Below are 22,914 nucleotides of genomic sequence, written 5' to 3' on the forward strand. Positions count from 1 at the left end.
CGCCGGACGCCCCGTCACCTTCGTCGTCCACCCCACAGGCCGCCCCACCCGACACCTCCACGATCGAGGTGTTGCGACGACCGGTTGAATCCACCCAATACACATCTATCAAGCTCACAACCCGCCTGCTCAAGGCCGGAATTGAGGCAAGCATGGGCACCGTCGGCGACTCGTTCGACAACGCCCTGGCGGAGAACTTCTGGAGCGTGCTGAAGACCGAGTGCGTGCGCCGCACGACCTTCGCGACCCGCATGGACGCAGACCTGGCGCTGTTCGCCTACATCGACGGACCCTGTTGCCCAATTGGGTGAACCCTTCGCGATTTCGCACCTGGATGTGTCCTGGACGGAAAGATCGCTCTTCAGCGGTCTGATCCAGGGTGCGTCGTTCGGCCGCGGAACGGGGTGGAGTGGTGTCGATGGGGTCGAGATCAGGGGCAGAGGTCCCGCAGGTGACACGGCAGGTGGCCCTCGCTGCCTTCCCCAAAGGCTGTCTGGCGATGAGGGTCCGGGACGAGCTCGGCCCGCTGTTCGAAGACGAGGTGTTCAGGTCCGCCTTCGGTGTCCGAGGCCGTCCTGGTGTCTCGCCGGGACAGTTGGCGTTGGTCTGCGTCCTGCAGTTCGCTGAGGACCTGACCGACCGCCAGGCTGCTCACGCCACACGCGCAAGGATCGACTGGAAGTATCTCCTCGGCGTCGAGCTGTCGGACCCCGGATTCGACTTCACCGTGCTGACCGGGTTCCGCGACCGGATCCTGGCGCACGGGCTGGAGGAGAAGGTCCTGGACCTGCTACTGCAGCGACTGATGGAGCTGGGACTGGTCGCCCCAGGTGGTCGACAGCGCACCGACTCCACGCATGTCCTGGCCGCAGTACGGGACTTGAACCGTCTGGAGTTCGTCGGAGAGACACTGCGGGCGGCTTTGGAAGCAATCGCGGTCGCCGCGCCGGCGTGGTTGAGGACGTGGATGGACCCGTCCTGGCAGCAACGCTATCGGGCGCGGGTGGACGCCTACCGATTGCCCAGCGCCCAGGACGAGCGGGACGAGTTGGCGCGACAGATCGCCACCGACGGATACCGGCTGCTCGAAGCGGTATTCACACCCACGGCGCCGCGCTGGCTGCGGGACGTCCCCGTCGTCGCCGTCCTGCGGACGGTGTGGATGCAGCAGTTCAGCCGCACGGTGACCGACGGAGTCCAGGAGGTGGCCTGGCGGGGGAAAGGCGATTGCCCGCCCAGCAGTGCCAGGATCACCTCCCCCTACGACGTCGACTCCCGCTATGCCATGAAACGCGGGTCCGGCTGGGACGGCTACAAGGTCCACCTCAGCGAGACCTGTGACGACCCCGGTGAGGTCGGGCGCCCGCACATGATCACCCACGTCCACACCACCGATGCCACGGTCCACGACGCGGCGGTCGTCGAGCGGATCCACGATCGCCTCGACGACAAAGGCCTGCTGCCGTCCGAGCATCTCCTGGACTCCGGCTACGTCTCCGCCGAACTGCTGCTGACCTCGCCGGTTGAACGCGGTGTCGAAGTCATTGGTCCGGTGAGGCCGAACAGCACACGCCAGGCCGTCCAGGCCGCCGGCTACGGCAAAACGTCCTTCAGTATCGACTGGGGCGCGCGGCAGGCGACCTGCCCGAGCGGCGCCAACAGCAGGTACTGGAACGAGGGTTACGACAACAACGGCCGTCTGGCGGTCCGGATCCGCTTCCCCACCCAGACGTGCGCGCCGTGTCCGGTCCGCGACCAGTGCACCCGCTCGACCCAGTACGGCCGGCAGCTCACCGTCCGCCCCCAGGACCAAGACATCCTCCTCGAACGCGTCCGGGCCGAGCAGGCCACCGAGGACTGGAAGGGCCGCTACGCGGCCCGCGCAGGAGTGGAAGGCACCATTCACCAGGCCGTCGCTACCACCGGAGCCCGCCGCACCCGCTACACCAGCCTGGCGAAGACGCACCTGGCCCACATCTTCATGGCCACCGCCATCAACCTGATCCGACTCGATGCCTGGTGGAACGGAAGTCCACTCGCACCGACGCGCACTTCCCATCTCGCAGCCCTCGACCTCGCCGCGTGAGATCAATTGGGCAACAGGGTCATCGACGGCTTCTACAACACCCGCCGCATCCAAAAGCGCCTCGGCTGGCTCAGCCCCGACGAGTACGAGGCGAAGCACTACGCCGACCAGGCGACGACCGAACCAGTGGCCGTCGAACCACCCACACCCGCCCTGACCAGCTAATCAGCACCTCCCGCACACCGGGGGAAGCTCAAGGCTGGGACCCGCCCGGTTCGTGCGTGCGCCGCTTTCTGTCATCCGGCCGCCGCTCAGCTCGAACTCCAGCGCCGCTGGTACACAGCCGAGGCCGACTGGGACGCCGACCCGACCGAGGAGAAGCGGGCCGCATTCGCCACGGTCGGCGCCGAGCTGCACGCACGGACGAAGGCGCGGACGACTTCCAGCTGCGGGCGGCGTTTGCCGGATGCTGCCCGGGACAGCGTCGCTACGGAGACGCTCGGAGACGTCTCGGCGGCCATCTGGGCGTAGGTCTTCCCGCTGCGCGCGCACAAAGCGTTCAGGTACTCGGCAAGATGCCCGGCGACCGCGCCAGCAGCAACTGCCCTCTTGGGCCTTCCCACGACGGAACCTTCCGAAGGTGTCCCCGAACCCCCAATTCCTGCTCTCAGCTGGGCGGGCGTTCTAAGGCGACCAGCCCGACCACCTGCTCCTCGACGACCTGGCGTCGGCGACCCGTCCCGGCGCTGCCGCCGCGGGTCGCCGACGAAGACGACTGCCTGCTCGTACCGCTGGCCGAACCGAGCTCCAGGTCCCCGACGTGCCCGGGGGCCGGCGGCCAGTGGGCGGCGGCGTCGGGGCCGACGATCGTGGGCCAGTGGTCGGCAGCCGAGACGAGTGGGCTGGGCGGGGAGGCTTCGGTTCGTGCGGGCGGCGCGCAGGGCGGTGAGGGCCAGGTCCACGCACTCCCGGATCACGGTGCGGATGGAGCGCACGGCAGCGTCTGGCGGACCGCCTCCGCGGCCTCGGCCCGCGCCAGCTGAACAAGCCCGGCGGGCGTCGGCCTCGACCCGCTGCTGCGCAACCCGCTGACGGTCCGCCGTCTGCTGCTCGGCGTGCAGCATCGCGTGCCGGCGCAGGTACTCTCGGCAACGAGGCCTTCTCCTGCGCGAACAGCGTGCGCGCCCGGCTCTCGATGGACCGCAGCGACGGGTTGCCCCGGTCGGCCCGCAGACGCGAAGGCGATCGCGCGCCCGCTGCAGGAGGGCCGCCGAAGCCCCTGCCCTCACCCCGCCATCCAACGGTCAACCCGATCCCGAGTCCCCAGGTGACTCTCCGGCAGCCAACCGGACTGATCCCGGTGCCCACCTTCGGGCGGCCCTCGCCCGGCAGGCCTCGCAGGCGTGGAAGCCGGCGTCGCCGTAGCGGCGGATGGGCGAGCCGCAGCCGGCACACGGTCCGATCTGCCAGGGCTCGCAGCCGTGGGCGAGGGCGGCTTCGCGGCGCTGGCTCTCGGTGGCGTCGAGTCGGTGGTCCTGCCGGGGCACCGTGAACAGCCGCTTGGGGACCTCGTCGAAGGTGTGAAGGCCGGTGCCGGCGGAGTTGCCGCGCCGGGGCCGGGGGTCGTTGAAGGTGAAGGTCTCCTCGCCGTAGCGGCAGGCCGCGTCGAGTTCCTGACAGGTGTAGGTGATTTCGGCGTCCCCGGTCGGGGGTTCGGCCGGGGAGTCCTCGTCGGGGCCGAACATGTCGTGCCAGCGGTCCCGGTCGGCGGCGGGTACCCACATTCGGGAGATGGAGCGCGGGTCACGCTGGCTGGGGATGCGCATCGGCACGAACTCGCCGTCCGCGCTGGCGACGACGAGTTGGTCGACCTCGGTGGCTGGCTTCGCGGGCAGGCACAGCGCGGGCAGGAACCACTCGGCGTGGAAGCGACCGCAGGAGCTGCCGTTGACCGGGCAAGGCCGCACACTGCTCGGCAGGCACTTCCATTGCTGCAGGTGCCGGACCCCGGCGCGGACCACCATGGCGAGCGGGGAGGCGATCTCCTTCCAGCTGAAGTCGTCGACGCGGGCCCACGGTGCCCGCTCGACCACGGCGGAGCGGTCGGTGTCGGTCACCCACAACGGGACGATCCCGTGCTCGGCGGCGGCTCGGGAGCGGCGGCGGACGGTGTCGGCGGTGATCGGCGAGTACTGGGCCTCCCAGCCGATCCGGCGGCCGTCATCGCCGGTGACGAGGACGTCGGTGCGGATCCGCCCGTCGGTTGCGCGGGCCTCGACCTCGGCGTGGAGGCCGTGGCGTTCGGCGGCCCGGGCGATCCGCTCCTTCATCGCCTGGTGCTTCGCGCTCTCCTCGGCGGTGGGGGTGTGACGCACCGGCAGGTGGGCGGCCACCCAGAAAGTGGAACCGCCGACCGTCCGGCGGCGGATCGTCATCCACGGGGACCGGCCCTCCTCCTCGGCCTGACAGGCGCCGTCGCGGTGGTGCTCCAGGCACTCCAGGAGCTCGCGCCGGTCGATCGGGGTGGTGATCTCCTCCAGCAGGCCGGGCCGGTCCGGATGGTTGAGGTCGGGCAGGGTCAGGTTGATCTCGATGCCGTACCCGGTGTGGAAAACGCCGTTAGCCATATCCGGAGAATAGAAACAGGAACTGACAATTTAAACACCGCTGTGAATGTTTAGGATCGGCAGATAAAGCTCTCAAATAACACTGGCCTCACGATTGACAGAATTCGACATTCTGTTTGAATTCCCACCCGCGCATACCTGCCCGCCGGCGGCCCATACAAGGGTCCGGCCACAGCACGGATGTGACCCGCGGGACACATCCCGGCGCGCACGGGCTGGACGGTTCGTTCTACGCCGGGAAGCTATCGATGAACGCGCCCCGGCCTCCGGCGAGATCGAGTGGCTGAAGGTCGGCGTCGTAGTCGATCCACCACACGACCGGAGTCTGGGGCGCCAGCTCGCGCAGGACCGTGTAGATGACGGTCAGCGGTGCGGAGTGCGGTTCCCGGTCCTCGAACGAGAACGCTCCGTGCCGCAGGTTGAACGACAGCTCAGCCCGCTGGCCGGGTTCGACCTCGGCGTCGATCTCCAGGAAGTTCTCGAAAGCGCTGCTCACCGTGGAGGCTGGCCAGTGCCGGCGGACGCAGTCCTTCACCTGCTCGCCGGTGAAGGTCCACGGTCCGGCGTGCTCGCGGTCGGCGCTGACGTAGAAGGTGGATCCCACGGTCGTTCTCGTTTCTCTTGGCGGTGCGGGCCCGGGTGGCGGGTCAGGGTTCGATGCGGACGCGTCCGGTGACGCCCTGGGCGGTCATGAGGGCCTGGAAGTAGGAGCTCGCCTTCGCGTCGTTGGTGATCAGCTCGAGGTGGTTGACCTTGTTACGGGGGTCCTTCAGCGCGGACGCGTACTTCTCCAGTTTCTTCGCCTCGCCGTCCATGGTGTTCTCGTAGACGAAGTCGAACACGCCGTCGGCGTTGTCCAGCCGGAACGGTGACTTGCAGCTCTTCTGCTGGCCGATGTACTTGGCGTCGATCGCAGCCCCGTCCTCGGGCCGGACTCCGTCGGCGTCCATCCCCAGCTCGCGGCCGGTCTCCGGGTCAGTCACGTTGGTGTACAGCCGGTACTCGGTCGACCCGGCCACCCTGACCTGGTACCCGCGGCGTGCGTCGATCTTCGGATCGCCCTTGACCGACGGCCCCAGCGCCTGGAAGGTACGGCCGTCCTGCTCCATCTGCGTCATCCACGCCCGAACGGCGGCCTGGTCCTGCGCCGAGAGGGCCGGGAACGGGCTGGCAGGGTCACGGGGAAGAGGCGGCATCCCGGCGGTGACCGTGAACGGTGGGGGCTTGGGGCCGGGAACGGCCGCGGCGTCGGTCGCCCCGGCCAGCACAACGGCGGTCGCGGTAGCGGTCACCGCCGCGCCCACGGGGATGAGGCTCGCCGCCGCGCTGTCGACCACGGCCGCCGCCTCGGCGAGCACCGCGAGTTCCGCGCTCCCCTCCACCGCCGCGGTCATGGCGACCGCTGCGGTACCGGCCTCGGCGGCGATCGCGGCCTCACCCCCGGCAGCCGCCAGATCGGACCCGCCGAGGGTGACCACGGTCAGGAGGATGCCCGCCCCCGCGACGAGCCCGGCGGCGACGGCGAGATCCTCCAGCTTGTCCCGCAGGCCCTCGACCTCCTTCGCATACGCCTCGCACGCCTGCCCCAGCTTGAACGCCGCATTCGTCAGGCTGTTCAGCAGCGGACCCTCGGTGGCGCAGCCGTCGTGCATCTTCGCCCAGTTCTGCGCGAAGGAGGTGACGGCGCTGGAGGTGCTGGAGGCGGTGACCCGCTGCACCCGCTTGTCGCCTTCGGTCCCGAGCCGGCTGATCAGCGCCGCGAAGTGCTTCCAGTCGGCCGCGGCCTTGCGGAGCCTGTCCACGTCACCCTGTGGCCAGAATTTCCGGAGGATCTCGTGGACCGCACCGGTGTCGTTGTGCCCGGCGGCCGAGCGGAGCTTGGCCTTCGCGGCCTGCTCGTCGCACTGCGGGTCGGCTGTCTCGGGCAGCTTCTGCGGAGCCATCATCGCGGCCGCGACATCGGCGTCGGCCTGAAGGTAGCTGATCGCCATCGTGTACAGGCCGTTGGCGGTCCCGCCGAGCTGACCGATGACCTGGGACATCGCGTCGGCGACCTTCTGCGCCGCGGAGTCGTACTTGGCGGCGAACTTCGTGCCAGCATCGTCATCACCGGCCATGCCGGCGGCGTCGTCCATGGTGAACACCAGGCTCCGGTAGAGCTGGGCAGCCGCGCTGTGCAGGTCGCTGAAGCCGGCGGAGGACACGATCATGTCCGCCGGTTTGACGTGGAAACTCGTCATCAGGCCCCCCAGTTTTCTGTGCTGTTCACGGTAGCAAGCACGTCTGGCGCGCAGGGAGGCATCCGCCGTGGGACCGGATCCAGGCGAACGTGTCGGCGGCCACGGTCCGGAGAACAGCACAAACCGGCCGCCGTGGACGGCTCGCCCGGATTCAGTGCCTGTGTCTGAACCTGGACCGTCGCAAAATGTGTGAGACGGGGTGTGCAGAGCGGGGCGGGCGGCCATGCTGGGTACGGCGATGACCGGTCGAGGGGTTGCATGATGGTGATATGGCAGGCATGCCTTTGGGGTCTGCTTGGAGCCGGATTGATCGAGATCCGTGGCTTATGGTCGGCGTTCCAGCCGTCCCGTGCCCCGAAGTGGCCGTGGAAGGGCGGTAGGGGCCGGCCTCAGGTGTGGGGCTACGTCATTGCCGTGGCTTGCCGGTTCTCGATGGCTGTTGGCCTGGATGCCGTCTACGCCGCGGCGCATCAGATTGCGGGACCGCTGGGAGCAGTGACGATGGGTATCGCGGCGCCGTTGGTGATCCAGCAGATGGCCGTGCGTGCGGAGGCCGCGCCTGTGCCTGCGGCGGACACCATCGCACAGACAGGGATTGGGCAGATCTCAGAGGGCGGGCTCGGTGCCCGTGGACAGGCGGCTGAACTCCGGGACGAGACTCAGGGGGGCGCGAGTGTCCGCTGACTCCCGTGTGCTGAGTACGGTCCGGCATCACCTCCGGGGTACGCCGCCGACGGTCCTTTCGCCGCAGAAGACCCTGTGGGGATGGATTCGGGCAGCGCTTGCGTTCCAGCCCGCCCACCCTGCAGCCGTTCCCTCCCTCGCCGAACCCACCGAGCCACCGACCGTCATCACTGGTCCGCCGGCGGACCATTCGCCGGGGATAGAGACCGCTGGCCATGACGCCTCCGGTGACATCCCCACCCAGCCTGTCCGGTTCAGAGTGGCGGATCTTGGCGCGGCAGAACGCCTAGCTTTGCGCACTCGGCCCGGTTTTCAGGCCGCACTCATCAGCGGCATCTTGGCGAGAACACTCACTCTTACCTTCGACCTCAGGCTCACCCTCGAGCTCGTGCACGCCCACTCACACCTACACCCTTTGCACCGTCGACCGCTTCTCCTCGACCCCATCCTCGACCGCGCGCTCGCTCTCGACCGCGCCTTCGACCTCTACCTCACCCTCGACCCCGTCCTCTACCTCGATCGCGAGCGCGAGCGCGCCATCGCCCGTGACCTCAATTTCGCCATCGCCCGTGATCTCGACCGCGACCGTAGCCCCGACCGCACCCTCGAACACGCCATCGCCCGCGCCCTCGCCCGTGACCTTGACCGCACCCGTGGCCTCACCCGTGACCTCGACCGCGCCATCGCCCGCGCCATCGCCCGCGACAAGTACGACCCCGACCTCGATCTCGCCCTCGCCCTCACCGGCGACCTCGCTCGCGCCCTCCACAAGGCCGTCCGCCTTGCCCTCGCCTTCACCCGTGGCCTCGCCCGCGACCTCAACCACACGCTCGCCCTAGCTGGCGACCGAGACCGCGCCCGTGACCTCGTCCTCGCCCTCGCCCTCGCCCGCGACACCCTCGACCGGGACCTCGTCCGGGACCTCGCCATCGGCCTCGTCGAAGATATCGACGACCCGGACCTCATCCGGTACCTCGTCCTCGCCCTCGCCCGCGACACCCTCGACCCCGGCCGCTTCGTCCAGGACCTCGTCCTCCCCCGCGTCCGCGACCTGAGCGAAGGCCTCAGCACTGTTGTTGGTGTGGATGCAGAGGACCTGCTCAACGCCGTGCAAGCGGGCCTGCTGGACGACTTCACACAGGCCGACCTCCGCCACGCCGACCTCACCCATATCGTCCTGACCGGCATACGGTGGTCCCTTGGCGGCACCCAGTGGCCACCAGTCGTGAACCGAGAAGAACTCCTGGCCAGATCCACAGAAACCAGCCCTGGCTCCGGCATCTACGTGGTCACCCGGGGTGAAATGCCACGTATTTTCCCAGCCAAAATGCTGCCACCCATTCCCCGTGGGGATCCCGACGCTGCTTCTTGATCTCCATGAGGACGCCGCTCTTTCCCGGGCCGCCCGACAGCCAGCCTGATCTTGAGGGCGCGGAGGGGATGAGCGTAGCTCACCGCGCTCGCGGCGCCGAAGGCGTCCTTGACCTGGACACGTCCTGTGGCTGGGACCCGCCAGAAGAGGCCTGACCGGTGCGCTCGCGGGTCGGAAGCGGTGTGAGCCTGGGGAGAGCGGGGAGGTGATCGCCGATGGCAGCGAGGTCTACTTCCTGGTGCGCGACTCCTCGGTGGTGCACCGCACCGACCCGAAGCACGACGGCCAGCGGCTGCTGGTGGCGTGTGGCCGTGAGCACGGGCGGCAGCTGGTCGAGCAGTATCGCAGCCGGCCGTTCGTGGATCCCGAGCAGTGGGCGGCCAAGATCATGCGGGCGCTCGACCAACCAGTTGAAAGCCCGAAATTCGAGGACACGGTTCTGCTCAACCGCATGCAGATCACGCAATTGGAGGCTCGAACAGCACCAACGCGCACTCAGCGACCCCTCGTCCTCCATGCAGAAGGTGGAGTGCCCAGCCTGCGGCGTCACCTGGACGAGCGGCAACGACCGACGTCAAGACGCTCGCTACTGTTCACCGCGATGCCGACAAGCCGCTTACCGCCAACGCATGATGGCCGAAGCTGACTGACCGACAACAGCAGGCAGGCACTACTGTCCTCAGCTATGACAGAGCCGACCTACCTGCACACCACTCGGGTGGCCTACGACACCGTTGCCGTCGACTACGCCAAACTTGTGCCACCTGCGTTCGAGGGCGACCTATACGGCCGCGCGATGATAAGCACGTTCGCTGAACTCACGCGGGCCGTCGACGCCGGGCCCGTCGCTGATCTCGGCTGCGGGCCCGGCCACGTGACGGCACACCTGCACTCGCTCGGGGTGACCGCGTTCGGCATCGATCTGTCGCCGGAGACGGTTGCGGTTGCCCGCCGCACGCACCCGGACCTGCAATTCGACGAAGGGTCGATGACCGACCTGGACCTGGCGGACGGAGCTCTCGGTGGCATCATCGCCTGGTACTCAACCGTCCACACCCCTCCGGAGCTGTTGCCGGTGGTGTTCGCAGAGTTCCACCGTGTGTTGGCCCCAGGCGGCCATCTGCTGATCGCCTTCAAGGCAGGCGACAAGCACCGGCACCTGGAGAACGCATACGGGCACGAGCTCTCCCTCGACGTCTACTGGGTGTCTCCCGACCGAATCTCCGAGCTCCTGAGCCAGATCGGGCTGGTGGTGGATGCCCGACTGATCCGCGAGCCCAACGAGAGCGAGAAGCCCCGGCAGGGCCAGCAGGCATACCTCCTCGCCCGAAAGCCAGGGCAGCCGGCCGGAGACCTGGAAACGCGGGCAGCCGACAACGCCACGTGAGACGAACCCGCCGATCTACTTCCCGGCGACAACATCAAGTGAGACCGGCCGCCAAGCCGGTCTCACCGCTGATTACACCTGCCCAGGTCACGGGACTGCTTACCGGCAATGATCAATTGAGACGGGACAAGTAGACGGCGTTCGAACGCCGATCCACCCCGGCCACCCACCAGACGCCGCACTCCGGGCACTCAACCCGGCCGGTGCCGCTGATCTCGGCTGCCACCCGCTTCCGCAGCCGGCGTTCCACCCGCCACTGCCTGGCACGACAGGCCGTCGAGCAGAACGCGGCATCGGGCCGCGATGCTGGCCTCAGCCGACCACCACAGCCCCTGCACTTCCGCTCTCCGGCCCGCCCGGCGCCCTCGGACACCCAGTCAGGTTAGGGCTCCAGGCTACCCAAAGTAGGGGTTCAGACACAGGCACTCAGCGGGCCGGCGCGGCGGAGACGGCGGCGCGAGACCGTACGACGGTGGTCTCCGGGCGGTACACCGGATCGGGCCTCAGGGCGTCTGCCAGAGGCGACGAACGCAGGACGTGGTGGTAGCCGGCAGCACCGCCACCACGCAGGGATTCCAGGTAGAACACCCGCAGGATCACCGCGAGCTCGGCCTCGGTGACGTCCACGCTGTGCCGGCTGGAGCCCTCGACCGGCCGCGCCCTGGCGATTGCCGCGCCCAGCAGGCCGGCGTCTACCCCGGGGAGGAGGCTGGCCTCCGCGTCCTTGCGGACGGCGCGGAGGAGAGGCAGGTCGACGGCGCGCACGCTGATCGTGGAGTCCGGCACGCAGTCAGCCACCGGTGTGACGGGCTGCTCGGCGGGGCGGTCCCGCAGGACCCGGTAGCGCAGCAGGTCCTGCCCCAGCCCGGTGGCTCGCACCGCCCACGCTGGACGGGTCCCGGCGGCGGCGAGACCGTCGAGCTGTTCGGGGCCGGCGAACTCGCACACCTTCGCTCCGACGAGCCGGCGCACGGTCCCGTGTTCCGCGATCCGGCGTTCCAGGGGCAGGTCCCCGGTCAGCCAGCCGGAGCCCTCGGCAGCGGCGGCCTCCAGCATCACCCACTCATCGTGACTCAAAGCCACAGAATCCTCCCTCAACGTGACCGCGTCGATCCTGCCACGTCGGCCCGCCACGGCACTCGGGTTTCGCACTTCCCCGCCAGGCCCGGACCGGTGGGCGGCGACCGTGGGCCCGTTGCTGCCGGTACCCGGCCGTCCGGCATTGCGGGTGGCAGGCGAGGGTTGGCGGAGCTGCCCATAGGTCCCGTGCGCGGCTTTCGGGCAGGGGTGTGCCGCGCCGTACAGCGCCGGCTGGCCACGGGCCGAGCCCACACCGGCGCTTGGGAAGGCGCACTCCTTGTGGTGAGGTATCCCCGCAATCCCCGCACTGCCCGCCGGTGAGCCGTAGATTCACTGCGACGACCGGTGACCGATGAGGCATGGGAGTGGTTGTGGGAAGCGGAAACACCTTCGGTACGGACAGCGGTGTGGCATCGACGATCGCCCTGCTGGAGGTACGACAGCCCGCCGTGCAGGACCGAATCCGTCGAGCGGAGGCGGAACTGGCGGCCGCGACGGCGGAACAGGAGGCCATCGCCAAGGCACTCGAAGGGCTACGGCTCCTCTCGTTCGGCACGCCCCTGGACAGCGCTGGTGAGCTGCACGCTGACGACCTGTCTCCGGCACCGTCTGCTGGGGCTGTGCGGGAAGCCGCTGCGGCGGCCGAGCCGGCCGACCGGCGGGTGGCGTCCTCACCCAGCGGGCCTGCCGCCGCGGTGGTCCGCACCGGGAAGAGAACGGCCGCGAAGAAGAAGGCCGCCGCCACGAGGACGCGCGCGGCGGCGAAGACGGCCACCCCCGCGCCCGAACGGAAGGAACGGGCCTCGGCACCCGGCGCGAGGAAGACCGCCCGGAAGACGGCGGCGAAGGACACCGGGCCCAAGGGCGCGGCGCAGCGGACGGCCACGGCCAAGGAGGCGGCCCGGGGGAAAGCGGCGTCCGCCGGTGGCAAGCACCCCGTTGAGGCGACCGTGCCGGCGGCGAGCCGCCGACGGCAGGTGACGGACGCGGACAGCGTCCTGGAGGTCCTGTCGAAGGCGGGAAAGCCGCTGCGCGCCCGCGAGGTACTCGACCTGCTGGAATTGGATGCCCTCGAGGGGAACATCAACGCGCTCCGCACCAGGCTGGAACGCCTCGCCAGGGACGGCCGCGCGCAGCGGCCCGGGCGCGGCCTCTACACGGTGACGGCCGGCCGGCCCGAGACCGGGAAGTGACCACGCCGACAGGGCGACCGGCTTCTCAGCCGGTCTGCGGGCCCGGGGGCGATATGCCTGCAGCGTCATCCGACCAACCTGACGCACCACAAGGCGGCCATCAGGAACGAGTCTGGCGAGGGCCTTCTTCAGGGCTCTGGAAGAGGAGCCGGGGCGAGCCTCCGTCTGAACCGCCCGTACGCTGATGGCCGGACCGGCCTGGCCTCCACGGACAGGTCGGTCTGGGAAGCGACCTGGCAACGTGGCTACTACAAGTGCGGGCCGATCAGCAGCACAGTGACCACCGGGTCTTCCTGGCCCTTGCGCTCCTGGCGGCCGCCGTCGGTCGGGCCCCAGATCCAGTAGATCCGCCAGGCGTCGGCGCCGGTTTCAACGTAGGAGTCCCAGACCCGTTGGCCGGAGTGTCCGGGGAGGGCGTGGTGGCGGTGGGTGCGCAGGCCGGGGTGGCGTGGGTCGAGGGCGCGGCGGACCCAGCCCAGCTTTGCCGAACCGGCCCGTCGACGTTCCAGGCAGCGCGGGGTGCGGGCGGCGGCGGTGGCGGTGGAGTGCAGTGTCGGCATTGCGTTCTCCTTAGTCCGGGCATGCGGAAGGGCCCGCCCCCGTGGGGAGGCGGGCCCTGAGTGAGGCGGGCGGGTGGACGGGCTGTTCGTCGGGCCGGGTGGCGGCCGGGTGCGGGCGTGGATTCAGGAAGAAGCCCCGGCTGCCTATGGGCGGCCGAGGCCGGTGTTTTTGGTGTCACGGGGATCGTGGGCCGCGGCTCGAACAGCCGTAGCCCTCCCGGTCGATGTGACGATGTGATTCCGGACAGTGATGGTCGTGATCGGGTCGGCCGTGGGCGATCACCGCCCTGCTCCCGCACTGCGCCGCCATCCTTGTCCCGGCACGGCCACGTGCCGCACCCACAGGGGAGGGCAGTTGATGGGCACCGCCCGCCAAGTCGATCTTCTACGGACCGAAGTCGGCAGCGGCTTCACTGAGCTGCGTACCACCGGCGAGACTCTGCGCACCGAACTGCTGACGGCTGTCACCGACGGCCTGCGCGACCACCGCGACGCGCTCATCAACGAGCTCACCAGGGAGCGGCAGGAGACGGAGCTGGCGCACCGGGACAACCGGAAGCTGCAGCGCCAGCTCACCGAGACGCGCGACGAGCTGCACCGCCTCCAGCTCCAGGCGGTGGAAGCCAGCACCAGCACCGCCCAGACCGGTACCGAGGCGGTGACGGATCCCGTCAGGCCGGCGGCGGATGCCGACCCGCCTGCCGAAGTCCTGCCGACCGTCCCCCAGGTCGGCACGCCGGAACCCACCGGCGCTGAGACCCCGGAGCCGGAGCCCACCCACCTCTTCGTGAAGGAGACCGTCGTGCCCGAGACCGCCCCTGCCGAGGAGAGCAGCAGCCCGGAGGCCGGCATCACCGCCGAACAGGCCCACCAGCTCATCGAGTTGCTCGGCCGCCTCGCCCCCGCCCCGGTGACCGTGACGGTCCCGGAGCAGCAGGCCGTCGAACAGGCCGTCCCGGTCGCGTCCGTCGACGCTGGGGGCGTCGCCGATCTGATCCCCGCTGTTCTGGCGTGGCCCGCCCACGTGGCCACGCTCCTCAAGGCCGCGGCCGTCAACACCGTCGCTGTCTCCTGTAACCCCCACACCTGGGAGTTCCTCCAGCAGCGGGTCGAGGGTGCTGAGCACTTCGACCAGCAGAAGACCGTCCCTCAGCCTCGCGGTGCCGGTCAGGACGACCAGGGCGACAACATCCTGTCCGGGCGTAGCGTGATCGCGCTGCTCAATGCCCTGCGCGGCACCGTGTACGCGGGTACCGGGCAGGAGGTGGAGAGCTGGGCGCTGGCGGTCACCTGCTACGAGCGGATCGCCGAGGTGGTCAACGCCACGCGGCCTGCCGGTGACGACCAGCAGTTCGTCCAGCCCCGCATCGTGCTGGACGACCTCAGTGTGAAGACGGTGGGTGGCGAGCACCGCTGATCCGGGCTGGGTTGGGGACGAAGGCGCTCTCGGGTTCGCGGTGGTCGAGGAGATGCTGGGTCTGGCGGGTGATGGCGGCCTCGACACCCGGGTGGTGCGGCCAGCCCGCGTACTCAGCGCGGTAGCCACCCGATGCGTCGTCCCCGGGGCGAAGCGGTCGGAGCTACGTCCCGCGCTGTCGCCGAATCGACCGTGGTCCTCCCCGCGGCAGAGCAGCGTGCGGGCCTGGTCGTAGGGGCGGCAGGCCAGCTCCGCTGTTCACTGCCGCGGGCCCGGGAACGCCCCTTCCGGGTGACCGTTGGGTATTGGGTTGACGAGATCGTTCGTGCTCGGGACTATGTGTCGCCGCGCGAGTGCGCGGGTGCGCACAGACCGGGGTGTGGGGTTATGAAGTCCGTGGTGTCCGGGCGGTTCGTGGGGAAGGCCGGTCTGGCCGTCGGCGTAGCGATCGTGTTGGCAGCCTGTACAGCAGGTGGGGGCGGCGGTACGACGTCCGGTAAGCCGCCGCACCGCCCGGCCCTCACCGACGCGGTCGACTCCGTCAACGCGGCGCTCGGCAAGGCTTCCGAGGCCAAGAACCTCACCGAGTTCGACACCGCGCTCGTCCTGCTCGGCAGCGCTGCGGGCCTGGGCGGTCAGAAGCTGGGCTGGGCTGACGATCCGGCCGACGCGGGGGCGGCGACGGCGAAGAACCAGATGGTTTTCGCCCTCACCTCACTGGCCGATGACGTCGCGACGCTCCGCAGCCACATGGAGCGGCACAGAGTCTGCGCGCTGAGCTCCGCCAAGGCCGAACTCGGCGCCTCCGGCGGTCTGGCGGACGCGTCGAAGGCCCTTACCAAACTGGCGGCGGCCGGCTACTCGGCGAGCCTCTCCGTTCCGCAGCTGCCCAAGCAACAGATCCGCTCGCTGCAGAACGGCACCATGGTCCGCGGTGGGAAAACGCACGGGCAGGGCGCGTTCGAGGTCGACAACAGCGGCACAACAGACGCGGTGGTCTCGCTCGCACTGAACGGCAAGGCCGTGCACTCGGTGTTCGTCGCCAAGGGGCAGAAGGCCGGCATCGAGAGTGTGGAGGACGGGACGTACGAGGTGTACGTCGCCTACGGCTCCGATTGGGACACCGAGGCCAAGGGCTTCACCCTGGACTGCGAGTACAGCAAGTTCGAGGACACTTTCGCGTTCGAGACCGGCCGGACCACGACCTCCTGGACGATCACTCTCCAGCAGACGACCGACGGCAACGCCAAGACCAACGACGTCGACCCGAACGCCTTCCCACAGCCCTAGCTGTTCTGTCCCGCGAGCGCGCGCCCGACACAGTCGGCCGAGCACGGCGGCCCGCCGTGGCAGAGGCCCGCCAGATGACGGAGCGGGTGACAGGCCGCAAGCGGGCACGAGCTGGTCAGGCGGTGGTGAGAGCGGAGTGGTGGGCGTCTCAACCCTGATGAGCGCCTCCTACGCTGCCCTGTCGATTCAACGCATTCTTCTTACGCTCCGCTTCTTCCACCTTCCACCTTATCGTCGTGGCAACATCATGCCGCACGAACTCTGCTAGATCTTGGGATCCGTCAGCAGATCTCTCTTTCCATCCTATTCCCAATGCCACATGGACGATCATGCTGCACGTCGCTTCCTGATCAAGGAATCCATCGGCAACAAGCTCTCCCATTTCTCGGCAAAATCGAAGAAGGGAATCGAAGTCCGACGCTCCGGCCCTTCGGAATTGGCGCAGTGAGATTGCGGCGGACCCAAGAAGTCCATCTCGGGAGTGATGGTTCCGCTTGTGACCGAAGGCGTCTCGTTGCCTCTGTTCCATCTCGAGTGTCACGAATTCTCCCGATATCAGCCTGTCGGCAAAGCCGTCGACGGCCAGGACACCTCGTCCGGCCAGTCTGACCACCTTGGTGCCTGGAGGAGCGAATCGCGCGAGGTCGCGCTCCTCCGTGCGGGAGGTGGCGAAGAGCACCATGCTCTTGTCTGCGGGCAGGTCGCCCAGGAGGCTGATGGCGGGCATGAGGGTTCCGTAGGGGCGTCCGTCAAGGAGGACGGCGCTTCCGCCGGCCCAGTACAGGGCGCCGCCGCCTGCCCCGAAGACCAGTTGCAGGGCTGGTATGCCCTCGGTCGCCGCCCACAGGTCGAGCGCTTGCCGAAGTGCTTCTTTCCGCGTCTCAGCGATCTCGGAGTGCGAGTTTCCGTACGCCTTCCGGGTTTCTCGCCTTGCTGCTTCGGCGGCTTCGGCTTTCTCCCTTTCGAGAGCCTCGTTCACGCTCGCCGTCATCTGCTCATGAAGCAGGCGGTTTCGTCTCGCCTCTTGCTCGGCGTATTCCCTGTCGGCCTCCTCTAGCTCATTTCCCCGGGCCATGTTCTGCTGCGTTGTCCAGAACGCACGCCAGTGCCCGCCCGTCGCGTGAGGAAGGTTGAAGACACCCTCGACCAATCGGTGTTCGACTACGCGCTCGCCGAGGACCCAAGCCACGAAGTCACGCAGGGAGACACCACTGACGGGTGCCCACCACCGGACCGGCGGTCCCTCCCGGCCTTCCGGTTGCGGCCTGGTGTCCAACCGGGCAATCCCCGAGGTGACATCCCACTGGTCCGACTCCCACGACGGTGTGGCCACGTGGATGGAGGGCACCCACCCGAGCCACGGCCGGACGGTGGGGGCGACCCAGCAGACGCGGACGCCGTCGCGGTGAAGATTATCCGTTCGCTCACGGACCAGCTCGATGGTGATCGGGGAGAGCTGTGCTTCCCAGGCGAAGCGCTTCGAGCCGTCGGGGGAGATAGCCATCACGTCTGCCCGCCAGGAGCCGTCGTCAGCCCGTACCTCGAGTTCGCCGTACCAGCCGGCTTCTCGGACCAGTGTGACGAGCTGGAGCTTCAGCAGGTGGTGTTCGAGCGACTCACCGGCCAGGACGCATTCTGGCGCCTGGGGGTCGTGGGCGAAGAAGCGCAGGCCTCTCGGTGAGACCTTCGCATGCAGGCCGTGCCCGCACTCCAGGCAGACCAACGGCGTTCGTGGCCTGGTCCGGTGGACCAGGCTCCAGGCGCGCCCACAGCCCAGGTCCGCCATGGTCGCGTCGAGCCGGCCCCACTGCGAGTGCCGTGCCGTGAAAGCCATCCGCCCCCCAAGTCTGTACGCGTTCACCGCCCCGCAGTTCACCAGAACAGACTGACGACACAAGCCGTCCCCGGGTAGTCCGCGGCCAGGTATAAATCACGCTGATGCGGTCGCCGGTGTCGGCGGCCGGGTCGGTACGGGCGGTCGGGTTGGTCGGTCACCGGTCCCCGCCGACGGCCAGTTCGAGTGGCACGCCGGGAAGCTCTGTCACAGACCGTGGCGCCACAGCCAGGGCTCTGCTGCGTGGCTCGGGGTGATTGCTCGTTTGTGCTTCTTCCTGCTTGGCCTGCTCCTGAAGCAGACGACGAGGACCGGGGTGGACGAACTGGCGGGCAAGCAGGTGTGCGCGTTGCCGGGCCGCTGAGGGGACGCAGGGCGGCTGACTGCGCCTCCTGTCGGTACGAGCCTCCCGTGCCCACGAGCCCGGCAGGTCCCGGAGGCGGAGGCCGGAGTGGCCTCGGACTGGGTTGCGGCCGGGGGCGCAGGTCGGGTCGACGAGGTCACGAACTCTCAGAACCCTCCGTGAACGCGGTGGCGTGGTCGGTGGCCCACTGGCGAAACGTTCGCGGCGCCGTCCCGAGGATGTCGGCCACCGCGGTGGTGATGTACGCGGGCTGTCCGACCGCCGCGCTCCACGCGGCGAGCAGCATGTCGACGACAGAGCTGGGCGCCGTACCCTCCGACAGGCTCCGGAACTCGTCCGGCGTCATCTCCTCGAATGCGATCTGTCGCCCCAGGGCGTCACCGATGACGCCCACCTGCGCGGCGTGGGTCAGCGATTCGGGGCCCGTGAGGACGTAATCACCTCCGATGTATTCGTTCTGGTAGAGGGTCCGTGCCGCGACGGCTGCGACGTCGCGGTCGTCGACCGGTGCCGTCTCGGCAGCGCCGTAGGGCCACCGGACGAGCTCGCCCTCCCGGATCGCGGGCGCCCACCAGGCCAGCGAGTTCGACGCGAGCATTCCCGGCCGGATGATCGTCGACTCGAGTCCGGTGGCCGCGATGAGCCGCTCGATGTCGGCGTGCAGCACCGCCATGGGGTTTGGCTGCTGGAAGAAGGGGTGCGGCGTCTGGTGCGGGGAGGAGAGGAAGACGACCCGCCGCACGTGGGCTGCCAGCCGCTCCACGACTGCCGCGGCGGTCTGAGGCGGTGCGGTCCAGACGAGGAAGACCGCACCGGCGCCGTTCAACGCCGGGTCGAGCGACTCGGGCACGGTGAGGTCGCCGGTGAAGACCTCGACCTTCGCCGGCAGCATCGCCGCTGCCTCGGGGCGATGGGTGAGGGCGCGGACCGGCACGCCCGCGTCGAGGAGTTGGTCGAGGACGACGCGGCCGACCCGGCCCGTCGCCCCGGTCACGAGGACGGGAGGAATGTCTGTCTGACTCATGCCGCCCATGGAAACGTTACTCGGTTAAAAAAGCAACTTGGTCATGTGAATGTTACGGTGGCCAAATGAGCGAGCCGACGGGACTGCGAGCCCGCAAGAAGGAGCGGACGCGCGACGCCATCGCCGACGCGGCCGTATCACTGTTCCTGGAGCACGGCTTCGACCGCGTCTCGGTCAACGACATCGCCGTGGCCGCCGAAATCTCCAAGCCGACCCTCTTCCGGTACTTCCCCACCAAGGAAGACCTGGTACTGCACCGGTTCGCGGACCACCAGGGCGAGGCGGCACGCGTCGTACGTGACCGCGGGTCCGGCATCAAGCCGCTGACGGCGCTGCACTGGCACTTCCGGGCCGCCCTCGACCGCTACGACCCCGTCACCGGCCTCAACGACCATCCCGAGGTGGTGGCGTTCCATCGGCTGGTGTTCACCACACCGAGCCTGGCGGGACGGCTCACGCGCTACCAGCTCGAGGACGAAGAGGCACTGGCGGACGCCCTCGGCGAAGGCATCCAGGCACGCCTGCGAGCCGCCCAGGTACTTGCGGTCCAACGGGTGCTCGCCCGAACCAACTGGCAGAAGATCGCCGACGGTCGAACCGCCAGCGACGTCCACCCCGAGGCCGTAGCCGACGCCGACCAGGCATTCAACCAACTGCGGTGACAGGCGACGCGCCCGATGGAAAGACGCCCTGCGGCCCTCGGTGCGCGCGTTTGCCGCGGGCCCGGCCAGGCCGCTTCCGTCCGATGATGGCCCCGATCAAGTGGGCACGGAAGGTGACGGAGGCGCGGCCAGATAGCTCCCCGTCAGGTGGCCGCCGGTGGGGAATCTGAAGGCTCTGGCGCGAGTTCCGTGAACGCTGCCCGTGGCTGTCTTCCGGAAGCCGATCTTGAGCGGCTGCCAGCAGGTCCGGGCTATCGTTGCCGTCTTGCTCCCGGTGGGCGAGTGCTTGCTGCACGTGGGTGTCCGCTAGCCTCCCGACCATGGAGTTTGCTGCTGGAGCGCCCCTCACCTAGCACGTGACGTTGCAGAGCGGTGCACTGATCGAGCTGTGGGCCGATGCGTACACCACGGACGAAGGCGCTTACGTCTTCTCAGTCCTGGTTCGTGCGACAGAAGCGGAGCAGGCAGAACTTGATGTCACCGCGAGAACCCCCGCGGATCCCAGCCGTGTCGCCATTGCGGTAGCCCGCGTCCCCCTCACGGAGGTGAAGAACCTCCACACAGCCGCCCTACGCGCCGTGAGCGGGCTCTGCGCTTGCCCCGCTGCTCTGGTGTAGCTCCAGGACAAGGTGATCTTCAGGCCGCAAGGAGTACGCGTTTGCGCAGGAGGTCCAGCTTGGCGCGTCCGAACATCTGCCTCTTGAGCATCTTGATCCGGTTGACGTGACCCTCGACCGGGCCGGAGTTCCAGCGGAGCGTGAGGCCGGCCACGACGGCGTCCCAGTCCTTGCGCAAGCCGGTGGCGAAGCCTCGCAGCTCGGGCAGGGCGCTCGCCTCGGCGTCTGCGGTCCACTGTTCGAGTTCCTCCTGGCCGCGCCGGTTCACGAGGATCGACGCGAACCGGGCGACGAGGTCGCACGCGTCGTCCAACTCGCCACAACGGATGCGTAGTTCCTTCAGGAGGACTTGCTGGGCCTCGGATCGGTGATCGGGGTTGGTGAGGATCAGTCCGGTCACCTCGCGGACTTTCGGGACCGGCGGGCGGGCGGTCGGCTTGGCGTTCTCGCGCAGCCGGTGCACGAAGCGTCGTATCGTGCGCTCGCTGACGGACAGGCCGCGTTCGGCGAGTTCGCGGTGGAGCCGTAGTGCGCTGTGGCAGCCCTCGTTGAACCGGGCGATCAGGTAGGCGGCGTGGCCTTCCAGGCTGGTCTGCCGGCCGCCCGAGGGTCCCGCGCCAATCAGCTCGTCCGCGGTGGCGGCGCGCATGAACTTCCGCACCGTCTTGGGGTCCAGCTGCAGCTCGGCGACGATCTGGCTGTGCCCCATGCCCCTGTCCACCAGCGCGTGGACGGCGGCGTGGCGCTCGCGGGTGCGTAGGGCCCGCGGTCCTTCCGGCAGTTCCACCTTCTTCTTGTCCGGCGCGGGCGGGACCCACCGCGAGCGCAGACGGGCGACCAGCCGCTCGGTGGCAACGCCGAGGTTCGCCCAGAGGTGGTACCTGTCCGCGACCTGCGTCGCCGTGCCGGCGCCGCGGCTCGCACCCTCGGCATAGTAGGCGGCACGGTCACGGCAGATCACCTCGACACCGGGGTGTTCGGCGAGCCAGTGGGCCAGGGCGTCGGCGGACCGCTCAGGCAGGACATCGACGGGACGGCGGCCCTCGATGTCGATCAGGACGGTGCCGTAGCGATGGCCCTTACACAGGGAGAAGTCGTCGACACCGAGCACCCGGACCCGCCCGATGGCCGGGTCCGGCAGCGCGCGGATCAGGCGTATCAGGGCGTCCCGGCCGATCCCTGCTGACAGGTGCTCGGCCAGGCGGGCCCCGGCCCGGCCACCGAGGGCAAGGGCGACGGCCTCGCGAACTTTCCGCAGCGGCACTGTGCGCCGCCCATAACGGAACGTCAGGCCGGGGATCTGCTCGGCGAAGGTCCGCTTCCCGCAGTCGGCGGTGTCGCAGAAGAACCGGCGGACCCGCAGGTGCAGCACGAGCTCCTGGCCGGAGACCGCTGTGTCGCTGACCTGCCGCTCGTACCCGCTGTGGACACGTCCTGACCAGCTACCGCAGCTCGGACACTCTGCCTCCGGTGCCCGACCCCGGGCGTGCACCCGTACCGACCGGCCAACCGGCCTGATCAAGTCCACGCTCAGCAGCGCGAACTGGGGGAACAAGGCGGCCAGAAGATCAGCGACAGACACCCATCATGATCGACAACTTTCAAGATCCACGGGCGGCTTTCACGGAACTCGCGCCAGAGCCAATCTGAACTGGCCACTGACAGTCGACCTGCCCGACTTCGAGCAGGCCGCCCTGTGCTGAGTCACCGGTTCCCCCGCCACCCCTGGCCCTGCGGCGAGGCGGGTCCTGTCGGCCGGATTCGACCGACAGTGCGTCAGATCGCCGCTACCTTCTGCAACATGAGTGAAATTCGACCGGTCGACGACCGTTCCGCGCTGCGGGCCCGCCGTGCAGAGCCACTATCGGGCGCGCTGCCCTGCGGCAAGGAGGTGTGGTACGCGGCGTACGGGTCGAACATGCACGCCGACCGGCTCGCCTACTACATCGCCGGCGGCCGCCCGCCCGGCGGCGCCCGCACCTACCCGGGCTGCCGCGACCGCCGGCTGCCCGAGCGGACTCTGCCGGTGCTGCTGCCCGGCGCGCTGTACTTCGCCCTGGAATCCGCGGTGTGGACCGGCGGCATGGGCTTCTACGACCCGGCCGCCGACGGCGAGATGCCCGCCCGCGCCTACCTCGTCACCACCGAGCAGTTCGCCGACATCGCCGCCCAGGAGATGCACCGGCACCCCGGCACCGACCTCGACCTCACCCGCGCCCTGGCCGCCGGCAGCGACCACCTCGGCCCAGGACGCTACGAGACCCTGGTGTGCCCGGGCACGATCGAGGGCGTCCCGGTGTTCACCTTCACCGCCCCCTGGGCGCTCGCCGACGCCGAACTCAACGTGCCCTGCGCCGCCTACCTCGCCAACTTCGCCACCGGCCTGGCCGAGGCCCATGGCTGGAGTCTGGAGCAGGCCGCGGCCTATCTTGCTGATCGGCCCGGCGCCGCCGGCCACTGGAGCGCCGACGCGGTGCTGGACGCCCTGCGCCCCGCATCGGCCCTGCCGTGAGCGCCCAGGCCGGGCCGGACGGACT

The 22,914-nt window shown here is 69.1% G+C and carries 19 protein-coding genes; 11 read left to right on the forward strand and 8 right to left on the reverse strand.

The genetic code is table 11. The features are described from left to right. Positions 1-224: 224 nt before the first annotated feature. From P3T27_RS32740 to P3T27_RS32750, 3 genes are all read left to right on the forward strand, one after another. Positions 225-311 (forward strand): hypothetical protein, encoded by an 87-nt coding sequence (locus P3T27_RS32740; protein WP_280684978.1) that lies wholly within the window; start codon positions 225-227, stop codon positions 309-311. A 101-nt stretch (positions 312-412) separates the two neighbouring features. Continuing rightward, complete coding sequence (locus P3T27_RS32745; RefSeq protein ID WP_280684894.1) at positions 413-2,086, forward strand: IS1182 family transposase; 1,674 nt, start codon at positions 413-415, stop codon at positions 2,084-2,086. Positions 2,087-2,092: 6 nt separating this feature from the next. Next, positions 2,093-2,251 carry a hypothetical protein gene (locus P3T27_RS32750; RefSeq protein ID WP_280684895.1) on the forward strand — a complete coding sequence of 53 codons (159 nt, stop codon included), beginning with the start codon at positions 2,093-2,095 and terminating at the stop codon, positions 2,249-2,251. 1,079 nt (positions 2,252-3,330) lie between these two features. Here P3T27_RS32750 and P3T27_RS32755 read toward each other — a convergent pair. From P3T27_RS32755 to P3T27_RS32765, 3 genes are all read right to left on the reverse strand, one after another. Further along, positions 3,331-4,653, reverse strand: a complete 1,323-nt coding sequence (locus P3T27_RS32755) for a hypothetical protein (RefSeq protein WP_280684896.1) — start codon at positions 4,651-4,653, stop codon at positions 3,331-3,333. A 229-nt stretch (positions 4,654-4,882) separates the two neighbouring features. Further along, positions 4,883-5,257: a hypothetical protein gene (locus P3T27_RS32760; RefSeq protein WP_280684897.1), complete on the reverse strand. Its 375-nt coding sequence runs from the start codon at positions 5,255-5,257 to the stop codon at positions 4,883-4,885. Between the two features lie 43 nt (positions 5,258-5,300). Further along, positions 5,301-6,893, reverse strand: a complete 1,593-nt coding sequence (locus P3T27_RS32765) for a restriction endonuclease fold toxin-2 domain-containing protein (RefSeq protein ID WP_280684898.1) — start codon at positions 6,891-6,893, stop codon at positions 5,301-5,303. Positions 6,894-7,914: 1,021 nt separating this feature from the next. Here P3T27_RS32765 and P3T27_RS32770 point away from each other — a divergent pair. From P3T27_RS32770 to P3T27_RS32780, 3 genes are all read left to right on the forward strand, one after another. Beyond that, entirely contained in the window at positions 7,915-8,949 is a 1,035-nt protein-coding gene (locus P3T27_RS32770; RefSeq protein WP_280684899.1) for a hypothetical protein, read from the forward strand. 205 nt (positions 8,950-9,154) lie between these two features. Continuing rightward, positions 9,155-9,595, forward strand: a complete 441-nt coding sequence (locus tag P3T27_RS32775) for a hypothetical protein (RefSeq protein WP_280684900.1) — start codon at positions 9,155-9,157, stop codon at positions 9,593-9,595. A 39-nt stretch (positions 9,596-9,634) separates the two neighbouring features. Beyond that, entirely contained in the window at positions 9,635-10,336 is a 702-nt protein-coding gene (locus tag P3T27_RS32780) for a class I SAM-dependent methyltransferase (protein ID WP_280684901.1), read from the forward strand. A 426-nt stretch (positions 10,337-10,762) separates the two neighbouring features. On the opposite strand, the gene P3T27_RS32785 is transcribed toward P3T27_RS32780, so the two are convergent. Next, the gene (locus P3T27_RS32785; RefSeq protein ID WP_280684902.1) at positions 10,763-11,413 is read right to left on the reverse strand and encodes a hypothetical protein; all 651 of its coding nucleotides are present in this window, start codon (positions 11,411-11,413) and stop codon (positions 10,763-10,765) included. A 410-nt stretch (positions 11,414-11,823) separates the two neighbouring features. Between P3T27_RS32785 and P3T27_RS32790 the strand changes: the two genes are divergently transcribed. Then, positions 11,824-12,609, forward strand: a complete 786-nt coding sequence (locus tag P3T27_RS32790; RefSeq protein WP_280684903.1) for a hypothetical protein — start codon at positions 11,824-11,826, stop codon at positions 12,607-12,609. 248 nt (positions 12,610-12,857) lie between these two features. Here the strand turns inward: P3T27_RS32790 and P3T27_RS32795 are convergent, their stop codons facing one another. Then, the gene (locus P3T27_RS32795) at positions 12,858-13,169 is read right to left on the reverse strand and encodes a hypothetical protein (protein WP_280684904.1); all 312 of its coding nucleotides are present in this window, start codon (positions 13,167-13,169) and stop codon (positions 12,858-12,860) included. Positions 13,170-13,527: 358 nt separating this feature from the next. Between P3T27_RS32795 and P3T27_RS32800 the strand changes: the two genes are divergently transcribed. Together P3T27_RS32800 and P3T27_RS32805 are read left to right on the forward strand one after the other, a co-directional pair. Then, entirely contained in the window at positions 13,528-14,586 is a 1,059-nt protein-coding gene (locus P3T27_RS32800; protein ID WP_280684905.1) for a hypothetical protein, read from the forward strand. Positions 14,587-14,973: 387 nt separating this feature from the next. Then, positions 14,974-15,876, forward strand: a complete 903-nt coding sequence (locus P3T27_RS32805) for a hypothetical protein (RefSeq protein ID WP_280684906.1) — start codon at positions 14,974-14,976, stop codon at positions 15,874-15,876. Positions 15,877-16,024: 148 nt separating this feature from the next. On the opposite strand, the gene P3T27_RS32810 is transcribed toward P3T27_RS32805, so the two are convergent. Beyond that, positions 16,025-17,710, reverse strand: coding sequence for a competence protein CoiA family protein (locus tag P3T27_RS32810; protein WP_280684907.1), 1,686 nt, complete (start codon positions 17,708-17,710; stop codon positions 16,025-16,027). Positions 17,711-18,210: 500 nt separating this feature from the next. Continuing rightward, positions 18,211-19,098 carry an NAD(P)H-binding protein gene (locus P3T27_RS32815; protein ID WP_280684908.1) on the reverse strand — a complete coding sequence of 296 codons (888 nt, stop codon included), beginning with the start codon at positions 19,096-19,098 and terminating at the stop codon, positions 18,211-18,213. Positions 19,099-19,163: 65 nt separating this feature from the next. Here P3T27_RS32815 and P3T27_RS32820 point away from each other — a divergent pair, with 65 nt between their 5' ends. After that, positions 19,164-19,760 (forward strand): TetR family transcriptional regulator, encoded by a 597-nt coding sequence (locus P3T27_RS32820; protein WP_280684909.1) that lies wholly within the window; start codon positions 19,164-19,166, stop codon positions 19,758-19,760. Positions 19,761-20,396: 636 nt separating this feature from the next. Here P3T27_RS32820 and P3T27_RS32825 read toward each other — a convergent pair. Further along, complete coding sequence (locus tag P3T27_RS32825; RefSeq protein WP_348534170.1) at positions 20,397-21,959, reverse strand: ISL3 family transposase; 1,563 nt, start codon at positions 21,957-21,959, stop codon at positions 20,397-20,399. Positions 21,960-22,295: 336 nt separating this feature from the next. Here P3T27_RS32825 and P3T27_RS32830 point away from each other — a divergent pair, with 336 nt between their 5' ends. Next, positions 22,296-22,889: a histone deacetylase gene (locus P3T27_RS32830; protein WP_280684980.1), complete on the forward strand. Its 594-nt coding sequence runs from the start codon at positions 22,296-22,298 to the stop codon at positions 22,887-22,889. The last annotated feature ends 25 nt before the right edge of the window (positions 22,890-22,914 follow it).

It is taken from the genome of Kitasatospora sp. MAA19, assembly GCF_029894125.1.
GTDB lineage: Bacteria > Actinomycetota > Actinomycetes > Streptomycetales > Streptomycetaceae > Kitasatospora.

Excerpts from the sequence above, each read along its gene's own strand:
- P3T27_RS32765 (WP_280684898.1), bottom strand. The coding sequence starts at position 6,893 with ATGACGAGTTTCCACGTCAAACCGGCGGACATGATCGTGTCCTCCGCC.
- P3T27_RS32780 (WP_280684901.1), top strand. The coding sequence starts at position 9,635 with ATGACAGAGCCGACCTACCTGCACACCACTCGGGTGGCCTACGACACC.
- P3T27_RS32815 (WP_280684908.1), bottom strand. The coding sequence starts at position 19,098 with ATGAGTCAGACAGACATTCCTCCCGTCCTCGTGACCGGGGCGACGGGC.
- P3T27_RS32820 (WP_280684909.1), top strand. The coding sequence starts at position 19,164 with ATGAGCGAGCCGACGGGACTGCGAGCCCGCAAGAAGGAGCGGACGCGC.
- P3T27_RS32830 (WP_280684980.1), top strand. The coding sequence starts at position 22,296 with ATGCACGCCGACCGGCTCGCCTACTACATCGCCGGCGGCCGCCCGCCC.
- P3T27_RS32810 (WP_280684907.1), bottom strand. The coding sequence starts at position 17,710 with ATGGCTTTCACGGCACGGCACTCGCAGTGGGGCCGGCTCGACGCGACC.
- P3T27_RS32800 (WP_280684905.1), top strand. The coding sequence starts at position 13,528 with ATGGGCACCGCCCGCCAAGTCGATCTTCTACGGACCGAAGTCGGCAGC.
- P3T27_RS32795 (WP_280684904.1), bottom strand. The coding sequence starts at position 13,169 with ATGCCGACACTGCACTCCACCGCCACCGCCGCCGCCCGCACCCCGCGC.
- P3T27_RS32755 (WP_280684896.1), bottom strand. The coding sequence starts at position 4,653 with ATGGCTAACGGCGTTTTCCACACCGGGTACGGCATCGAGATCAACCTG.
- P3T27_RS32805 (WP_280684906.1), top strand. The coding sequence starts at position 14,974 with ATGAAGTCCGTGGTGTCCGGGCGGTTCGTGGGGAAGGCCGGTCTGGCC.